Here is an 18,035-nt window from a genome sequence, read left to right as displayed (position 1 = left end):
CATATTTTTTGATTTTTGAAAAACAAGATTAGCATTTAAAATTAATTTTGTAAGTGCTCAATTTTACAGGCAAAGAAAAAAGGGAGTGATAAAGATGTCAGTTCTTTTTTTGGATCTTATCAAAAAAGCCAAGGAAAATCACTCAAAATCATGTCTGAGATGTCCGGAAATTAATGCTTTGGCAATAGAAGGTTGCATTGATTGTATAAACAGAGTTCATTTTCCAAGAAAAAATAATGGTATTATAAGAGATTACGATTGTCAGAACATGATATACTACTACTGTGGAAGATTTACACTAAAACATGCAACTGAGTTTTATATTCTCATAAAGCAGGTTGAAAAAAACCTTCCAGATAAACTAAACGTAGTTTCGATTGGATGCGGACCATGCACAGATTTTGTTGCATTTGATAATTTTGTAAGAAAAAGCAGACCCAATGGGAAATTAATATATACAGGTTTTGATAAAAATCCTCTTTGGGCAAGTGTTCACGGTTTTATTGAAGATCTTGTTTCAGATAAAACAAACATTGATTTCAATGTTAATCAGCTTGATGTTATAAAACATATTGATAGTGTTATAGATTTTATTAAGGAAGAAAAACCCAACATAATTAGCTTTCAGTATGTTCTATCAGACATGGCTAAATTTTTTTCGCTGAAAGAGGTATGCGAATTTGCAGAAACAATTATTAAAACAGCATTTGCAGTTTTGCCAAGACCGGTAATAATACTCTTCAATGATACAAATGTTCGTGATATTTATACAAAACTTTACCCATCTGAGATAAAAGGAAGAGAGATCTTAAAACTGATTGCTGATAAAGTTTCTGTAAATCCTCTTGTGACAGTTGAAAAATTTTATTTCCCTTATAAAGAGAATGACAATTCTATAAAATTTGGAAAACCGCATTTTTGCAAAGAGATAAATCTTGATATGATTCCTCATGATTTGACAAGTTATTTTAGGATGTGGAATGAACTTAGAGGTGTTCAGCTTGCTGTTGTAAAAAGATAAAAATTAAATATTTTTCAAAAACCTCCTTGTCTTTTTTTGGCTGCAAACCTGCAGCGAAAAAAAATTAACACATTTTTCTCTGCCTTGAAAGGTAATTTTTATGCGAACTTTTAAACATAGAATGGAAAGATTTAATTTACTGATGAAGGTTTTTGCCATAAATTCAATTTGACAAGAAGTAGCTAAAGTTTCAATTTGCTACTTCAGGAGAGGTCTTTCAGGTCTGTTTGCACAAAACATACAGTCTTCGCTGCCGCATATTGGTTCGAGCCATACATTACACTCAGGACAATAATAACTATCATACTCCATATCATACTCAGATGCACTGCCACAAAAAGGACAAGATTTACTGGTATAGATATTATCTTCGGAAAATTTAATGGATAGATCTGCTTTTGGATTTGTTATATATTGTTTTTGATTCTCTAAAAAATTTATTATTGACAGAATTAAATCATTAGTGTTTTCATTAAATAATTCCTTTTCATTGTTATTATTCAAAAAACTCACACTCCTGTTACAGTATTGTGCTGATTTTTCTTAGTGAGCCAGAAAAAGTCCATCCCTGCCAATCCCAAAAGGGGAGGCTGCAAAACAAAAACCATATATTGGAAGAAAGAGCTGTCCAATTATCTTTTTAGACAGCCCTACTTTCTATTTTATGTTCAAACATTTCTCAATTTACCATGGATTTTCTCAACTCTTTAACCTTTTCAATCTGAAGTTCTGTAAGTTCAGCAACCTCTTCATCGCTAAATCCCTTTTGTATTAATCTTTTCGCAAACTCTATTGTGGCTTCGATTTTACCTTCAAGTTTCCCTTCAAGTTTTCCTTCGAGTTTCCCAGCCATAAAGTCTTTTGTTTTTGCTTCATCTAAAAGTCTTGCAACATTTGATATAAACTCACCCATGGCATTTACACCCCCTTCTGACAGTCTTCTTGCAACTGTATCATACTCTGACTTTTGTTCTTCAGAAAGCCTTGGTCGTATAATGCGATACGACCATTCCAAAAATCTATCTACATTCTTTTTACTTAGATTTTTTAAGTTTTCTTCAACCTCTAAAAGCCTTCTTATAAGCTCACTTCTATCTTCTCTTACCTGCTCAAGATAAAACACTACAGGGAGCAGCACATCCTCTTTTATTTCCAAAAGTTCTTTTACATCAAGTTCTATTATGTCAACTACTTTGTATCTGAACACATCATCCTTGAATATGTCAAACGCTTCCATAAGATTGGTCGATATACTCCATCTTTCACCTATTCCATTGTATACAACAATAGGAATAATTGCTGGTAGAATCTGAACATTTTTTCTTATCTCATCAGCCCATATACTTATCATGTACTTTAAAATCTTTTGCTGCATTTCTTTTTTAACGGTTGACTGGTTCTCAATCAGAATATAAAAATAAACTTCTCTTTCTTTTAGTTTTGCTTTTGCAATTACATCAGCCTCAACCTGTGAAAACTCATGAGTAACATAGTTTGTTTTGACAAGTTCAATAGAATCTTCTTCAATACTGTCTGCCCAAGTATAGTGAAGTATATCTTTTACCAGCAAAAGTATTTCATCTTTGTCTGAAAACAAAAACTTAAATGTTGTATCGTGCTCTTTTGGTGGCAATTTTTTGCACACAGTTTTTCTCCTTTTTCTTATATGTTGCATACTTTTCTGTACACTTTTATTATACCACACTATGAAAGCAAAAGATATATTGCTTATTTTAGATTCCAACCAGTGCTTACCATCTCTTTTTCTATCCCCCAAGGATAAGTTCCTTCCATACCTCAATCCCCAAAGGGGAGGCTACGAACTTTCAGGTCAAATGTCTCAAACAGCAGCAGCTAAAGAGTTTCAATCCCCAAAGGGGAGGCTACAAACCCGTAGGGAGCTTGGGAAGTCTTATGGGGAACAAATGGATGAAGTTTCAAACTACTATAAGTTATTTCTATTATACCCCACAAGCTCAAGAAAGTCAAGATGTGTTAAAATTTTCCAATTGCTGTCGACCCCCGGGGTTTTTGAGGGTATTGCAGGTCGACAGCAATTGGAAAATACAAAAATGCAGAGTACATAAAGTTATGCAGGTACCCATAGCATAATGGAATAAAATAACATAACATAAATGACAGTAAACGTCAAAATAGAACTATAAAGTTAAGAAAGTTTTATTGGGAATGTTTAGAATAATAATGATTGAAGAATAGCACAATTGTACAAAATGCTGTATTATATTTACAGAAAAATATATTTAAACCTTTATAAAAACAAATGAAAACAGCTAAGAATTATAGACACTAAGAATTCAAAATTATTGGAAATCTAAATTAACATAAGGACCAAATTTGATTGTATATTAAAAATAAAATTGGTATAATTTAATATAAAATAGGTATAAAAGTATATTGGTAGAGAAGCTTTTATTTAAAAACTGTTTCTGCAGAGCGTAAAAATATAAGGAAGGGATTAATTATGGATGAAAGAACAATAGTAGAGAGCTGGTGGGATGAAGAAAACATACAAGAGATCACTATTAGAGAGGAAGATATTTTAAATAAAAAAGATAGATTGTCTTTAAAAATATTCAGAAACTGCAAAATAGTAGAGGAACTTCCGGCGAAAGGTGGAGAATGCGATGCTTATATTGTAGAAGAAAGTGGCAAGAGGATGTTTTTAAAGCTATACAGAAAGGGTATTACTCCTAAAATTGAAGTGTTAGAAAGATTAAAAAAGATTTCTTTTGAACTCAAAGAACATGTTGTAACAATTTTTGAAGTAGGTAAAGATGAAGAAACCGGCAGATATTTTGAGTTAATGGAGTATATTCAATATGGCAGTTTAAAAGATAATTTAGAAAAAGTAAAAGGCAAAGTTGATATTGTAGTTAAAGAAATTGCAGAAGCTATTAAAGCACTGCACGAAAGAGGAATTGTTCACAGAGACTTGAAACCCTCTAATGTTCTTATAAGAGATTTAGAATCTTTAGACCTTGTGCTAATTGATTTTGGAATATCTTCTGCTATGTCTGAGGAGATGTCGAAGGTTGTCACTGCGTTAAAGGGGACATATTCTTATATGGCTCCGGAAGAAGTTTCAGGTTATTTTGGCAAAGAAATTGATTGGTGGCATTTAGGGATAATAATATATGAACTATTAAAAGGCAAGAATCCCTTTGCTGGCTTATCAGAAGCTGTTATTATAAATACTCTTGTTACCCAGGGTGTACAAATCCCAGAAGATATTCCTAAAAGATTTAAAATTTTATTAAAAGGACTTCTTACGCGGAATTATAAAAAAAGATGGGGATATGAACAGGTAAAACAGTGGTTAAATAACGTAGAAAATATACCTGTGTTCTATGAAGAGTATAATGAAGCGGATAAAAAATATGATAATGATGAATGGGATAAAGTTGGTTTTTCTTCTGATTCTGAATGGGCAAAAACAGGTATTGAAATAAACCTCAGTCCACAAGAGGTAAAAACTTTTTGGGAAGCTGGCTTTTCTGTAAAAGACATGAAGGAATGGGCCTTAAATGGATTCAGGAAAGGCAATATAGCTTTAGAATGGTATAATTATGCTTTTAAGCCGCAGGAAGCCAGTATATTTGACAATCTTGGACTTAGTCCTAAAAATGCATATGAATGGCTGAAAAAGGGGATCAATGCTTTTGATATACTTGAACTGTCAGAAAAAGGAATAGACAAAAATAAAATATTTGATTTTGTAGAAGAGGGTATTTTTCATTATATTATGAAAGGTTTTTCAGAAACTGAAGCTCGAAAATGGAATAGAAATGGATTTGCTGTTGATGAAGCAAAGAATTGGGCTGAAAAAGGCTTTGATGCTGACGAAGCTGAGGAATGGAGAAGAAATAATGTTAGCTTAACTGAAGCTATCCGTTGGAAAATAATAAAAGTTAAGCCAATGCTAGCTACAAAATTAACAAATTTAGGATTTAGTATTGACGAAGTTGAAGAAATGGTTAGCAAAGGAGCAAAAGATGAAAAGGTTTTAGAAAGAATTGCCAAAGAGATAGTTGATTGGTGTACAGCAGGATTTTCAGTATCTGAAGCAATTAATTGGATAATAAAAGGTTATAAATTACATCAAGCAATTCGTAGACGAAAATTGATAAATGCTACTAAAAAAATGTTAAAATATATGTGTAAGATGGTAATATTTTATCTTGGGGGATTAGCAGCCACGAGGTTGCTAATATATTTTACAACAGATCAGTATTTTTGCAAACTGTCCAAAGAATACTTTGATAGTAACACAAAGTATTACATATGCTTATTATTAGCTATTGCTATATCATATTATTTGGTATTAAGAAAATGCTTTAAAAAATCTTCGAAATGGAAAATAGCATATTCGAAGTTTAAAAAGCTTGAAATTGCAGGATTATCAATTTTATATTTCTGTGCCATTATATTCTATTTTTCATATTTTTCTTCTTATGAGTATTTCATTAAAGGAAAAGCGAACGAAATTTTAATTAACTCTGTATATTTTTATTTTACATTATCTATTATTTCAGTTTTATCAAAGATTCTAAGACCTTATGACGATTGATGAAAAAATGTCTGCACACTATTTGAATTTGTGGACATTGCAGGTTATAGCCTTAAAAAGGCAATGCATGGGAATGAAGCGCTTTAGTTGTGGAATGTTCAATATAAATATTCATAAATAAAAATTAAGAGGATGATACCATGAGTAGTTTTACTTATGTTTGGCACTTTGACACCGGGAAGAATTTAGATGAGATTTTCAGAGATAACAAAAAGTTTTTCAAGGAGCAAATAGATAACTCTATAAGCCATGTAAGAGAAATGTTAAAAAATACAAAATCTACATTTTTAGATTATTCTTTAATAGAAAATCTTGAGAGACACGAAAAAGATTTTTTGGAAAGGTATACGTTAGAAATTTTGTCAAGTGAAAGCCATACTCAGTGGGTTGATTCCCAAATAGCAAAAATTCAAGATATTATCCGAAAAACGAAGGAGTATATTATTTTAGTTAAAACAGAACTAACAGATAATTTAGATATCCAAACACTTAAAACTTTTTTAAATGCATTACCGGAGGGGGTCCAAGAAACCGGAAAAAAGATACAGAAAATTATAGAATTATTTGAAAATTTAGAGAAAGAATTTAAAAGCCCTGCTGCGAATAGAGAGACTATTGAACTGTATTTAAATATGTTTCCTGAGGATCTGAGAAATATTAAGTTTTACAGAACAATGCAGCACTATGCCAAAATTCTATACGATATAGAAAAATGCACATTTGATACACCTTCAACTATTGAAAAACTAAACAAATATTTACAAGAGATACCAAGTGAGTATTATGGTATAGTAAGAAAGATAAAACAAAAACTTCTGGAACAAAAAACTATAAAAATAAAAGAGCAAGTGGAAAGAGAAAGAATTACTGAAAAAGAAATTAGTGAGGTTATAGAAAAACAAAGGATTTTAGAAAAGATTGAGGCTGTATTTGACAAGTTAAAAACTATAAATCCTGAACTTGCTGAAGAAAAGAGGCAGTTGGTTATAGAGGCAACTGAAACAGATGATATTCAGAGAATAAGACTGATTTTAGAGGACCTTAAAATGAATTATATAAACACAAGAAGATTGTATATTCAAACTGAAGTTTTAAAGAATGATTTAAAAGTATTTGAAACACTTGCAGAAGAAACAGGGATGCTAACAGAGTTTAATAAACTAATGAAGATGAGTATATTGAATAAAGAAGAGGTTGATAACTTTATAAAAAATTTGCTCAACAAAAAAAGGCAAATTATGGCTCAGGAAAGAAGAAGGGCTTCATTGGAAAAGTTTATTAACAAAGTTATGGAGTTAGGTTATTCTGTAGTCAAGGATGATTTAATGGAAGAATTGTCAATGGGCAAAATAGTAGAAATAAAAACTCCTTTTGGAGAAGATTATATGTTGAGGTTAAAATATGAAGATGATGGACTAAAAATTATGTTTGTAAGATATGTTGAAGATGAAAAAAATTTGAGTGAATATGAGAAACATAAGGATATAGCTATAGCTAAAAAGTGGTGTTCCGATTATGACAAAATTAAACAGCTTTTAAGTCAGGAAGGAATAATGATTGAAGATAAAATAAGGATAGAACCTGAAACAAGGTTTTATTATATAACAAAAGAAAAAACAAAAACTACAAAAAAGCAACAGGATATCAAGAAAATTGATATGCATCAGAGGCAGAGGAGTGTTTAGGTATGGGAAACAATATAGTACCTGAAAAAATTCAGGGTGTACCCAAATTTGCAAAAGAGATTTTAAGGTTTTGTTCAATAACGTCTCAGTTTATTCTTTTTGGAAACATTTACGACCTTTTCCCATTTCCCCAGGGTGATAAATATATACCCATGAATATTACACAGTTTATTGCAAGTTTGCTTACTACCTATGATAATTACAAGACTGTAATAGAATATATACCTCTTGAGGGCTTCAGACTATTAAAAGGAGATGAAGAAATATTTACAAACCTCACTGGAAGAAAAATTAGCGACAAAATTGTGTTTTTACTTGATGCATATGAAACCATAGAAAAATTTCTTGTGGGAGATGAAAAGACAGCTGTTTTAATTAATTTTTCATCAAGATTACCGGAAATTTCTTGTAGCAGAGATTTACCAGATTTTCTTTACCACACTTTCAAACTATCTATAAACATAAACCAAAAAGGCAATCCACCTTCTTTTAATCCAATAATTTTCCTTGTAGAAAAAGAAAATGATTTGCCACCGTGGTATACAGTGGAAAATCCGAGAATAAGAACAATTCCTATTCCAAAACCTGATTTTGAGATAAGAAGATGGATAGCCCAGTCTCTCTTACCACGAATGGATGAGTGGGCAAGTTTGAACGAAGTAAAAAAAGAAGAAGTAATAAAAGACTTTGTAAATCTGACGTCTGGCATGTTTGCAAGAGAAATGCTTTCTATTGTAGTTTTGTCAAAAAGAGAGAATTTGAGTGTAAGAGAGATTGGAGAAGCGACAAGAAGATACAAAGTAGGTGTAAGCGAAAATCCATGGGCAAAAATAGATAAAGACAGATTGAATAATGCAGAAGAGTTTTTAAACAGCAGAGTTATGGGACAGGAAAAAGCAGTAAAACAAGCTGCTACTATACTAAGAAGAGCTTTTTTTAATCTGTCAGGTTCACAGTTTTCAAGGTATTCTAACAGACCGAAGGGTGTTTTATTCTTTGCAGGACCAACTGGCGTGGGCAAGACAGAACTTGCAAAAGCCATAACAGAACTAATATTTGGAAGTGAACATCATTATATAAGGTTTGATATGTCAGAGTTTTCCCATGAACATTCTGACCAAAGACTCATAGGTGCACCTCCTGGCTATGTGGGCTATGATGTAGGGGGAGAATTGACTAATGCTGTAAAACAAAATCCTTTTTCAGTAATACTTTTTGATGAAATAGAAAAGGCTCATCCAAAAATACTTGATATTTTCTTACAAATACTTGATGATGGCAGACTTACGTCAGGAAGGGGTGAGACTGTATACTTTTCTGAGAGCTTAATAATATTTACATCTAATCTTGGGGTTTACGAGATGACTTTGGATGGAAGAAAAATACAGCGTGTCTTGCCAGAAATGAGTTATGAAGAAATTGAAAAGATTTTGACTGAAGCTATAAAGGAATATTTTACTTTCAAAATTGCAAGACCTGAAATTCTAAATCGTATAGGGGAAAATATCATTGTATTTGATTTTATACGCAATGAAAATGTGAAAAAAATACTGAATAAGATGCTAAATAACGTTAAGATAAAACTTGAGGAAGACAAAAAGATAAAACTTGAAATCTCAGATAATGTCCAACAGATAATCTTCGAAGAAGTTACAAAAGATCTGTCTATGGGGGGTAGGGGTATAGGCAACAAACTTGAACTTTTATTTATAAATCCTTTAGCTGAACTTCTGTTTAAGTTATTTCCCCAGGAAGGAAGCATTGTTAGAGTAGACAGACTGCTTAAACGTGAAGATAGGTGGGAACTTGATGGACGAGTTGTTAGTTAGTATTATACATTATCCGGTTTACACACTTGGACCTGGAAAAAGAGTTGGTATTTGGTTACAGGGATGCTCGATAAGATGTAAGGGATGCATGTCTGTGCATACATGGGAATTTGACAAAAGCAAAGCAATTAAGATAGAAGAAGTTGCTGATATCCTTAAAAGTTTTGGCTGCAAAAGACTAACAATAAGCGGTGGTGAGCCTTTTGATCAGAATGAGGCGTTGAAAGTTCTTTTGAATTCTATAAGAGAGTTTTTTGATGACATTCTTGTTTATACAGGATATACATATGAATACCTTTTAAGTAAAGATAAAGATTTATTAAAACTAATAGATGCAATGGTAGATTCTCCTTTTATAAAAGGGCTTGAGAGTGAATTAATCTGGAAGGGTTCAGAAAATCAGCGTTTTTTCCTTTTTAATGAGTCTTTGAGCAAAGATTATTTACCATGGATAAAAAAGAGGAAAGAAAAGATTCTTCAGATTGTTGAACAAAAGGATAAAATAATTATGATAGGTATTCCTTACCAAAAAGATATAGAGGTGTTGGTAAATGAAGAGTTATAAAATATGTCCGAGTTGTAATTTACAAAATTCTCCAGACGAGATAATATGCTTTAATTGTATGGCAGACATAAGTAATGTGCCAGTAACTGAAGAGTATGTGGTTGAAGAAGTTGAAAAAACTGTTGATTCGGGAAAGAAAAATTTATATATTGATGATAAAACAACAATTGAAATTCCGAAAATTATTTTGAAAGGAGAAAATTTCTTTATAGAGGTTTTCAGCGGCGATGTAGTTGGCAGACATGAAAAGGGGAAAGAATATTTGAAAGATTATAAGACTGTTTCAAGAAAACATGCAAAATTTTTTAAACAGGCAGGTATCTGGTATGTGGAGGACTTAAATAGCACAAATGGAGTTTATATAAATGGAAAAAGGATAAATGGCAAAGAAATAATCAAAAAAGGTGACAGGATATCACTTTCGTTGTCTCTTGAGCTTACAGTAGATGACTTACATTAATCCCGAATAGGAGTTGAAAATATGTTTAGAGTTATTTATTTTACAAATAAAGGAAATTTACGAGATACAAACGAAGATTCTTTGTTAGTTTTTGAAAAAATTATAAGTAGTACAGATATGGATAAATGCGAGAGTTTAAATATTGATAGTAGAAGTGTTCTTCTTGCTGTGGCAGATGGTATTGGAGGAAATACTAAAGGTGAATTGGCGTCAAAGATAGTTTTAGAAGTTTTGCAACGCTATAAAGAAGATATAATGACTAAAAAGCTCTCTATTGAAGATGCAATTAAAAAAGCAAGAGATGAGTTAGAAAATTATAACCGTATAAGCCCAAACAGTTCTGGAATGGGATGCACAATAGCAGGAATCTTGGTTATTGACAGTAAACTCTACATTTTCAACGTGGGCGACTGCAGGGTATATAGATTGCTTGGCCCAAGAATAGTGAAATTAACCAAAGACCATACGGTGGTTGAAGAACTTGTTTCAAGCGGTTGTATAACTGTAGACGAAGCGAAGGTACATTCTAAAAAACATATTTTAACTTCTGCAATAGTGGCAGACAACTATCAAACAGAGATTCAAATTTACAAAAATGAAACAGAAATTCTTGATAAAGACAAATTTATTATTTGTAGTGATGGGTTCTGGGAAGAATTCGAAAATGAGATATCACAAATTTTCTCTACTGATGACTTTTGTTCGGAGTTTCAAAAGAGAATTCAGAATAAAAAACTAAGTGATAATATTTCTTTTATTTTGGTTACCCAACTTTTGGATTAATATTATTAAAAAATTTTCTTGCCTCCAATTCAAAAAGAGCTATTCTCTTTTTCCCCATTTGTAACCCATCAACTCCAAAAACTATCCCCAACATATTTAACCTTCGTTCTTTTTTTCCCTTTCGTTGAAGTTCTTTTTATTTTGTAGTTGTATGTTTTATCTTTTATTTGATACTGGTATATACCAAATTAATACTCTGCTAATTTTACTTTTCCAACAGCTTTTTGCTACTCATCTGGTTGGTCGCTGTATTTTTTCTTATAACCCTTTGGCAAATTGGTTTCAATCCCCAAATAGGAGGCTCTCCTCTCTCCTCAATCCCCAAAGGGAAGGCTACAAACTACAAAGGAACATGGTATCATCCCGATTGGGGATTACCGTTTCAATCCCCAAAGGGGAGGCTACAAACGAAGGTGCTCTCAAACCTGATGTGTGTTCTTATTTGATGTTTCAATCCCCAAAGGGAAGGCTACAAACATATTATATTAGTAGCACAGCAAGACAGAATGATAGACGTTTCAATCCCCAAATGGAAGGCTACAAACCCTTCATGATGATGTCATATAACGTCTCGCTTTCTAGTTTCAATCCCCAAATGGAAGGCTACAAACCGCAGCGGTATACATTGTACAGGTCATGCCTGCACCGTTTCAATCCCCAAATGGAAGGCTACAAACTGGAAGGAACAAGGGATAGAAACTTTGGAACAACTTAAGTTTCAATCCCCAAATGGAAGGCTACAAACATTATACACTACTTCTTTTATAATGTTTTTTAATTCGTTTCAATCCCCAAATGGAAGGCTACAAACTATACAAAGCGCTTATCTCACCGGGTAGTAACAACTTCTGTTTCAATCCCCAAATGGAAGGCTACAAACTATATGTGCCACCTGTATTATATACAGCTAAAGCCGTTTCAATCCCCAAATGGAAGGCTACAAACCGTTGTAGGACTGAATGGTATTCACATTGAATGCAAAGTTTCAATCCCCAAATGGAAGGCTACAAACAAAATCTAAAACTCCCTCGCCTTGTATGTTATAATTGTTTCAATCCCCAAATGGAAGGCTACAAACACAGACCAATAGCGATAATACCTGCACAGTTAAAGCGTTTCAATCCCCAAATGGAAGGCTACAAACTCTGCTATAGACAATGATATAAGAAAGGTGTTTAAGTTTCAATCCCCAAATGGAAGGCTACAAACAGGTGGGGGGCTAATGGGAAAGCATTTAATAACTTTGTTTCAATCCCCAAATGGAAGGCTACAAACTTAACAAAGCAAAAACAAGAAAAGGTTATTGAAGATAAACCGTTTCAATCCCCAAATGGAAGGCTACAAACCAGATTTTTTTTAAAAAATCAAATTTTTATTTGAATCGTTTCAATCCCCAAATGGAAGGCTACAAACACGTTCAAGAACTTGATTTTATTATATCAAGATTATACACCCCTGTCAATGTTTTTATATTAAAACATCTGTGAAAAACTCAAATCAACCCAGAAAAACCAAGGGATAAAAGCCCATAAAACCCTTCCGTCTATCCAGCAGATGCCAGAAGTTTGGTCTAATCTACGTACTGCAGGCTTGAAACCGAATACAATATGAGACTTAAAATTTTGCTATTGGAGGTCGACAGATATGACTTTTGGTCAAAAAGCATAAATATGATAGATAAAGCTTAAATTTTAGTATAAACTTGCACTTGTTTGTCAAGAGGTATATTAGTGAAAGAAATTTTAGAAAGAGGGAAAATTGAATATCTTGTTTGCAAACACATATATGGAATGAAAATTTTGCAATCAGCTATGAAGATGCTGCCAGATGTTTGGCATATGCTGTAGATTTTCTAGTAAAATTGGAGTTTAAAATTTTTATTCCTGCATTTTCTATTGGCAGAACTCAAGAAGTTTTGGCAATAATAAATACATTTTGTCGAACAAAACCCAGAATAATTGCCAATAAAAGGTAAAAAGTAAGTATTTACTATTAAAACTACTTTGAAGAAAGAAATTTTTTTCTACAACGTCAGTCTTGGGAATTCGAATGATGTTAAAAACAATCTTGTAAATGCTGATGTTGTAATTGCAAGTTCGGGCATGTTACAACCAAATAGTATGGCTCTGAAATATATTCAATGTTTAAACGGTAGTACTTTTTGATTTATAAAGAGTGGGTATATTGAGGAAAAACAATATATTCATGAGATAATTAAGGTAATAAGAAATTATGAGGTTCATTATTTTGATGTTCCTCTTTCTGCGCATTCAAACTACTTCGAAATATTGCATACACTAAAAGTTTTAAATCCAGAAAAGATTATACTTGTTCACGGGCAAGGGATTAAAAGGCTTTAACTCATCCCCGTCCTATAAAATGACGAGGTTTCTTCAAGGTTTTTTGGAAAAATAGAAATCTACATAAAAAAGAGGCTGGCACCTCATCTTTTCAGACAGCCTCTTTTATCCATATATTGCTTTTTTTAATATTCCTTTTTCGTCATCTTCAACAATTTCCCATTTTCCCCCTGCCCAGCATCAGGCTCAATGTAAGCAGGTCTTTTTGCTGAATAGAGGTAATCTTCATTCTTTTTTTCCTTTCCTTATTATTTACTGCACAATTTACTTAATTTCTTTTCAAACTTTAGTGTGAAGAATAAGTTTGAGATTGAGTTGTGTTATTATCAAAAGTACCATTTTCTTGGTTATTTTGAAAATTGCCTTGTTCAGCAGGCTGAGACTGATTTTCCCCTGAGTAATTCTGATTCTGCTCAGAGGTATTTTGCTGCTCTTGAGGAATAGATGTTTGTTCTGGTGCTGTGTGGATGTCACAGTAATCAGCAGGTGCCTGGTACATATAATCATCAGGTGGAATCAAAGATGAACCAGGCCAGATTGGGTTGTCTCTTTTTATAAATATCTTTTCTATAACGCTTGGACAGTACTCTGTTGCAAGTTTTTTGGACTTAGTGCAGATTTTAAGTTTTACATGCCTGTCGCAGTACTCTGTTGGCTCTGTTCCTTCTGCAAATATCTCTTTTATAATTTGATTTCCTCTTGGGTCTTGCCTACACAGGTCTGTTGCAAGTTTGCCTGATTCTTTGCAGACATACTTTTCAACAATTCCAGCAGGTCTTGGAAACTCTGGGCTCACGCCTTTTTGCTGAACAATTCTGTCCATTATTCCTTTGAAGATTTTCAGAGCAGGGTTTGTTCCTGTCAAATAGCTAAGAGCAACAGGCTTGTCTTCGCCAACCCATACACCAAGCGCATAGTTTGGAGTGTATCCTACAAACCACCTATCTTTGCTGTCATCGGTTGTTCCAGTTTTTCCTGCAACAGGATATGAGAATTTTACACCTACTGTTATTCTTGCTGTAACAACGCTTTGCAAGATATTTGTAAGTATATATGCATTCTTTTCATCCATTACTTTTCTCTTATAAGGTATTCTCTCAAATATTGTGATACCGTTTTTATCTTCAATTTTTGTTATAAAATAAGGCTTTATATACACACCACTGTTAGCAACTGCAGCAAATGCAGCAGTAAGCTCAATAGGTTTGACTCCATAAGTAAATCCACCAATTGCAATTGAAAGACTGTTCATATCCTGCGGAGCTAAGGTAGTAAACCCAAACCTTTTTAAGTTCCTGTAGACATTTTGAATTCCAAGATTATATGCAACCTTTACAGCAGGAACATTTGCCGACCACTGCAAAGCTTCTCTTACTGTCATCAATCCTTTATAACCTCTCTTGCCAGAAACAACATTGCTTTTATACCAGTTTTTAGGGGTGTACCCGCCAACAGAAAAAGGTGCATCATCAATTACAGTTGCGGCAGTATATCCATTTTCAAGAGCTAAAGCATAGTCAGCAATTGGTTTTATGGCAGAGCCAGGCTGGCGTACAGACATTGTTGCGCGGTTTAATAGCCTGACACCTTTCAGATTTCCTCTTCCACCCATTATACCTTTGACAGCACCTGTTCTAAAATCAATCAAAACAGCTGCTGCCTGAGGCTGTGGTGTGCCAGATGCATCGTAGTGTCTTATCTTTGGCATGATTGACGGGTCTGAAAAGACATCTTCAATTGTGCTTTGTATGGTTTCGTCCATTGTTGTGTATATTTTAAGCCCGCCGCCATAGATTAAGTTTTCTGCCTCATCTTCAGAAATTCTTTTCTTTTCAGATAAAATTTCAATGGCTTCGTCTATTACAGAATCAACAAAATAAGGATGTTTATATGCACTTTCTGTAGAAATGTCTTTTTTTACATACACAAGTGGCTGATTTTTTGCCTCTAAGTACTCTTGTTCGGTTATATATCCAAGCTCAAGCATCTTTTTTAGAACAAGTTCCTGCTTTTTCTTTGCATGGTCTGGAAATACATAAGGGTTGTAGTATGAAGGATTTTGAGTAATTCCGGCAATGAGAGCGCACTCTGCTAATGTCAGCTGCGATACATCCTTTCCAAAATAGGTGTATGCTGCAGCTCCAACTCCATAAGCACCGCTTCCAAGGTTGATTGTGTTAAGATATTCCTCTAAAATTTGTTCTTTTGTCCATCTTTTTTCGAGCTGAATAGCAAGGTATTGTTCTTGAATTTTTCGCTTGAACGACTTTTCAAATGTTAAAAGTTTGTTTCTAACAAGCTGCTGGGTAATTGTGCTTGCACCTTCAGATAGACTTCCGCTTTTAATGTTTTTTAAGATGGCTCCGAATATTCTTTTTATGTCTATGCCGTTGTGTTGCCAGAACCTCTCATCCTCAATTGCAACAAAAGCGTTTATGAGATTTTTTGGAATCTTGCTATAGGGCACTCTTATTCTGTTCTCATTGCCATGAAGCCGGGCAATTTCGTTTCCGCTCTGGTCGTAAACAATTGTTGTCTGAGAATCTGAAGAAGAAGTTATTATGTCAAGAGCATTTGCTGGTATGGCCTTTATGTATCCTGTGACCATTCCAAAACCAGCACCGATTAAAACTGCCATGCTTGCAATCAAAAGCACTAGAAAAGCTTTTAAAAAACTTTTGAGAAAAAGCCTGAACGGCATTTGTTTTTTTACTTTTTTATCTTTTCTTTGCAACGAATATTCCTCCCCTCTTTCCTTATTCAATTATACCACAAAAATAAATATGTATACCATTCTGGGAAAAGGTGGATGGCAATTGACTTTTAAACCTGTTTGAAATGTGGTATAATTAATACCAGCAAAGTAGATAGAAATACTTAAAATTTTCTTTATGGCAGGAGAGAACCAATAACATGAAAGTGAGAGATATTATAGAAAAAGCATGTCATGAGAATATTCTTACCAAGGATGAAATAAAGCTTTTGCTGATGGCAGAAGGTGAGGATAAAAACCTTCTTTTCAAAACAGCAGACATGGTAAGAAAAGAGCATGTGGGCGACGAGGTTTTTTTAAGAGGACTTATTGAATTTTCAAGCTACTGCAAAAACGACTGTTTTTACTGCGGATTGAGGAAAAGCAATAGCCAAGCTCAAAGATACAGAATGCAAGAAGATGAGATAGTAGAGGTTGCAAAAAGGGCGTATCAGATGGGGTACCGCACGGTGGTATTGCAGTCTGGTGAGGATATGTTTTACACAAAAGATAGAATGTGCTCAATAATAAAGAAGATAAAACAAAATGTTGATGTTGCAATAACACTTTCGATTGGTGAAAGGTCGTATGATGAGTACAAGGCGTTCAAAGATGCCGGAGCAGACAGGTTTTTGATGAGGTTTGAAACTTCAAATGAAAAACTCTACAGACAATATCATCCTGGCATGAGCTTTGAAAAAAGAATTGAGTGCTTAAAATGGCTTAAAAGTCTTGGATATGAACTTGGGACAGGTTTTTTGATAGGTCTTCCAGGGCAGACTATTGATGATCTGGCACAGGACATACTTCTTGTAAAAGAGCTTGATGCAGACATGATAGGCATTGGACCTTTTATTCCTCACCCACAGACGCCTCTAAAAGATGCAAAGGAAGGTTCGGTGGATTTGACACTCAAGAGCATTGCCATTTTGAGGCTTTTAATTCCAGATGCTAATATTCCGGCAACAACTGCGCTTGGTACTTTAGACCCCCTTGGAAGACAAAAGGGGCTCATGTGCGGTGCTAATATTGTGATGCCAAATGTAAATCACCTCAAGTACAAGCTAAAATATGAGCTATATCCTGGAAAGATTTGTATAAATGAGGATGCTACAAAGTGTAGAGGCTGCATTGAGTCAATCATTGTTTCACTTGGCAGAAAAGTGGGACAGGGAAAAGGACAAAGCAGGCACTACAAAAGAGCTGCTGCGAGCTAAATTCCATTGATTTTGATATGGCTTTGCTGTAGACTATAGGTATAAAAATAATTTGGGCTTTTTTAGATATAAAAAGGGGTATTTATTTCATGAAAAGGGCAAAAAGTGGCAAAAAGAGGGTTTTGATTGTCATTGTAGTGATGGGTATAGTTGTTTTGGGAATTTTGGCAGGGTATTACATGGCAGGACATTTTACAAACAAGCAACAAACATCAGGGCAGATTCCCCAAAGCACACAAAATGCTCAGCAGCAACCTTCAGAAGAAAGCCAAACTCAACCCCAGGACCAAGTAACTACGGCAGGGCAGAATCAACAACTGGTGCAAGATTTTTCGCAAACTTTGGACACTTATAAGGCTGTTGCAAGATTTTATGGCGATGTTGATGCCCACACAATACAGCTTTCACTTCTTAATACAGCTTTTGATTTTAAAGAGTTTGAAATTGATGGGCAGATACCAAACTTAAACCTATCACCAGGCGACATTGTAGAGGTTGAGTTTGAAAAACCGCAAGAAGGTGCAAATCCAAGAATTATAAAAATCGACAAGCCTGATAAAGTGACGCTCAGGGGGAAGTTTGTAGGGCTTGCGGACAACAACTTTGCAGAGTTTCTGTTTGACCAAAAACATGTTGTTCTGCAGATAAGTAATGTTGCAGACAAGGTTTCTTATCTTGATGAAAATACCGATGTTGAGGTTACTTTTAAGACAAATCCTAAAAATCCCCAGTCAAATCCGGTTGTTGAGGATATAAAGGTTCTAAAATAAAAAAT

13 protein-coding genes and 1 CRISPR repeat array are annotated in these 18,035 nt (G+C 33.9%); of the genes, 10 read left to right on the top strand and 3 right to left on the bottom strand.

The features are described from left to right. Positions 1-94: 94 nt before the first annotated feature. Positions 95-1,021, top strand: coding sequence for a hypothetical protein (locus COB47_RS11375; RefSeq protein ID WP_013291491.1), 927 nt, complete (start codon positions 95-97; stop codon positions 1,019-1,021). A gap of 198 nt (positions 1,022-1,219) precedes the next feature. Here COB47_RS11375 and COB47_RS11370 read toward each other — a convergent pair whose 3' ends face one another. Together COB47_RS11370 and COB47_RS11365 are read right to left on the bottom strand one after the other, a co-directional pair. Then, positions 1,220-1,525: a hypothetical protein gene (locus COB47_RS11370; RefSeq protein ID WP_013291490.1), complete on the bottom strand. Its 306-nt coding sequence runs from the start codon at positions 1,523-1,525 to the stop codon at positions 1,220-1,222. A gap of 175 nt (positions 1,526-1,700) precedes the next feature. Continuing rightward, positions 1,701-2,666: an Rpn family recombination-promoting nuclease/putative transposase gene (locus tag COB47_RS11365; RefSeq protein WP_013291489.1), complete on the bottom strand. Its 966-nt coding sequence runs from the start codon at positions 2,664-2,666 to the stop codon at positions 1,701-1,703. A gap of 837 nt (positions 2,667-3,503) precedes the next feature. Between COB47_RS11365 and COB47_RS11355 the strand changes: the two genes are divergently transcribed. From COB47_RS11355 to COB47_RS12705, 7 genes are all read left to right on the top strand, one after another. Further along, complete coding sequence (locus COB47_RS11355) at positions 3,504-5,609, top strand: serine/threonine-protein kinase (RefSeq protein WP_013291488.1); 2,106 nt, start codon at positions 3,504-3,506, stop codon at positions 5,607-5,609. 260 nt (positions 5,610-5,869) lie between these two features. After that, positions 5,870-7,294 carry a hypothetical protein gene (locus tag COB47_RS11350; RefSeq protein WP_237698914.1) on the top strand — a complete coding sequence of 475 codons (1,425 nt, stop codon included), beginning with the start codon at positions 5,870-5,872 and terminating at the stop codon, positions 7,292-7,294. Between the two features lie 2 nt (positions 7,295-7,296). Then, the gene (locus COB47_RS11345; protein WP_013291486.1) at positions 7,297-9,123 is read left to right on the top strand and encodes an AAA family ATPase; all 1,827 of its coding nucleotides are present in this window, start codon (positions 7,297-7,299) and stop codon (positions 9,121-9,123) included. Continuing rightward, positions 9,104-9,688 (top strand): 4Fe-4S single cluster domain-containing protein, encoded by a 585-nt coding sequence (locus tag COB47_RS11340; protein ID WP_013291485.1) that lies wholly within the window; start codon positions 9,104-9,106, stop codon positions 9,686-9,688. Before COB47_RS11345 ends, COB47_RS11340 begins: the two co-directional genes overlap by 20 nt. Beyond that, positions 9,675-10,148, top strand: a complete 474-nt coding sequence (locus COB47_RS11335; RefSeq protein ID WP_013291484.1) for an FHA domain-containing protein — start codon at positions 9,675-9,677, stop codon at positions 10,146-10,148. The genes COB47_RS11340 and COB47_RS11335 overlap by 14 nt, the downstream gene beginning before the upstream one ends. Before the next feature lie 21 nt (positions 10,149-10,169). After that, a complete protein-coding gene (locus tag COB47_RS11330) occupies positions 10,170-10,931 on the top strand; it encodes a PP2C family protein-serine/threonine phosphatase (RefSeq protein WP_013291483.1) in 762 nt (253 codons plus the stop codon). A gap of 311 nt (positions 10,932-11,242) precedes the next feature. Continuing rightward, positions 11,243-12,344: direct repeats of the CRISPR family, unit length 30 nt; unit sequence GTTTCAATCCCCAAATGGAAGGCTACAAAC. Positions 12,345-13,099: 755 nt separating this feature from the next. Continuing rightward, positions 13,100-13,291: an MBL fold metallo-hydrolase RNA specificity domain-containing protein gene (locus COB47_RS12705; protein ID WP_307189134.1), complete on the top strand. Its 192-nt coding sequence runs from the start codon at positions 13,100-13,102 to the stop codon at positions 13,289-13,291. 286 nt (positions 13,292-13,577) lie between these two features. On the opposite strand, the gene COB47_RS11320 is transcribed toward COB47_RS12705, so the two are convergent. Continuing rightward, on the bottom strand, positions 13,578-16,025 hold the full coding sequence (locus COB47_RS11320; RefSeq protein WP_013291482.1) for a transglycosylase domain-containing protein: 2,448 nt from the start codon (positions 16,023-16,025) through the stop codon (positions 13,578-13,580). Positions 16,026-16,204: 179 nt separating this feature from the next. Here COB47_RS11320 and hydE point away from each other — a divergent pair, with 179 nt between their 5' ends. Next, entirely contained in the window at positions 16,205-17,260 is a 1,056-nt protein-coding gene (gene hydE / locus COB47_RS11315) for a [FeFe] hydrogenase H-cluster radical SAM maturase HydE (protein ID WP_013291481.1), read from the top strand. Between the two features lie 89 nt (positions 17,261-17,349). Next, positions 17,350-18,030 (top strand): hypothetical protein, encoded by a 681-nt coding sequence (locus COB47_RS11310; RefSeq protein WP_013291480.1) that lies wholly within the window; start codon positions 17,350-17,352, stop codon positions 18,028-18,030. Positions 18,031-18,035: the final 5 nt, after the last annotated feature.

The organism is Caldicellulosiruptor obsidiansis OB47, assembly GCF_000145215.1.
In the GTDB taxonomy this organism is placed as follows: domain Bacteria; phylum Bacillota; class Thermoanaerobacteria; order Caldicellulosiruptorales; family Caldicellulosiruptoraceae; genus Caldicellulosiruptor; species Caldicellulosiruptor obsidiansis.
The sequence above is the reverse complement of the archived record's forward strand: the minus strand, read 5'-3'. Positions and strand labels throughout refer to the sequence as shown.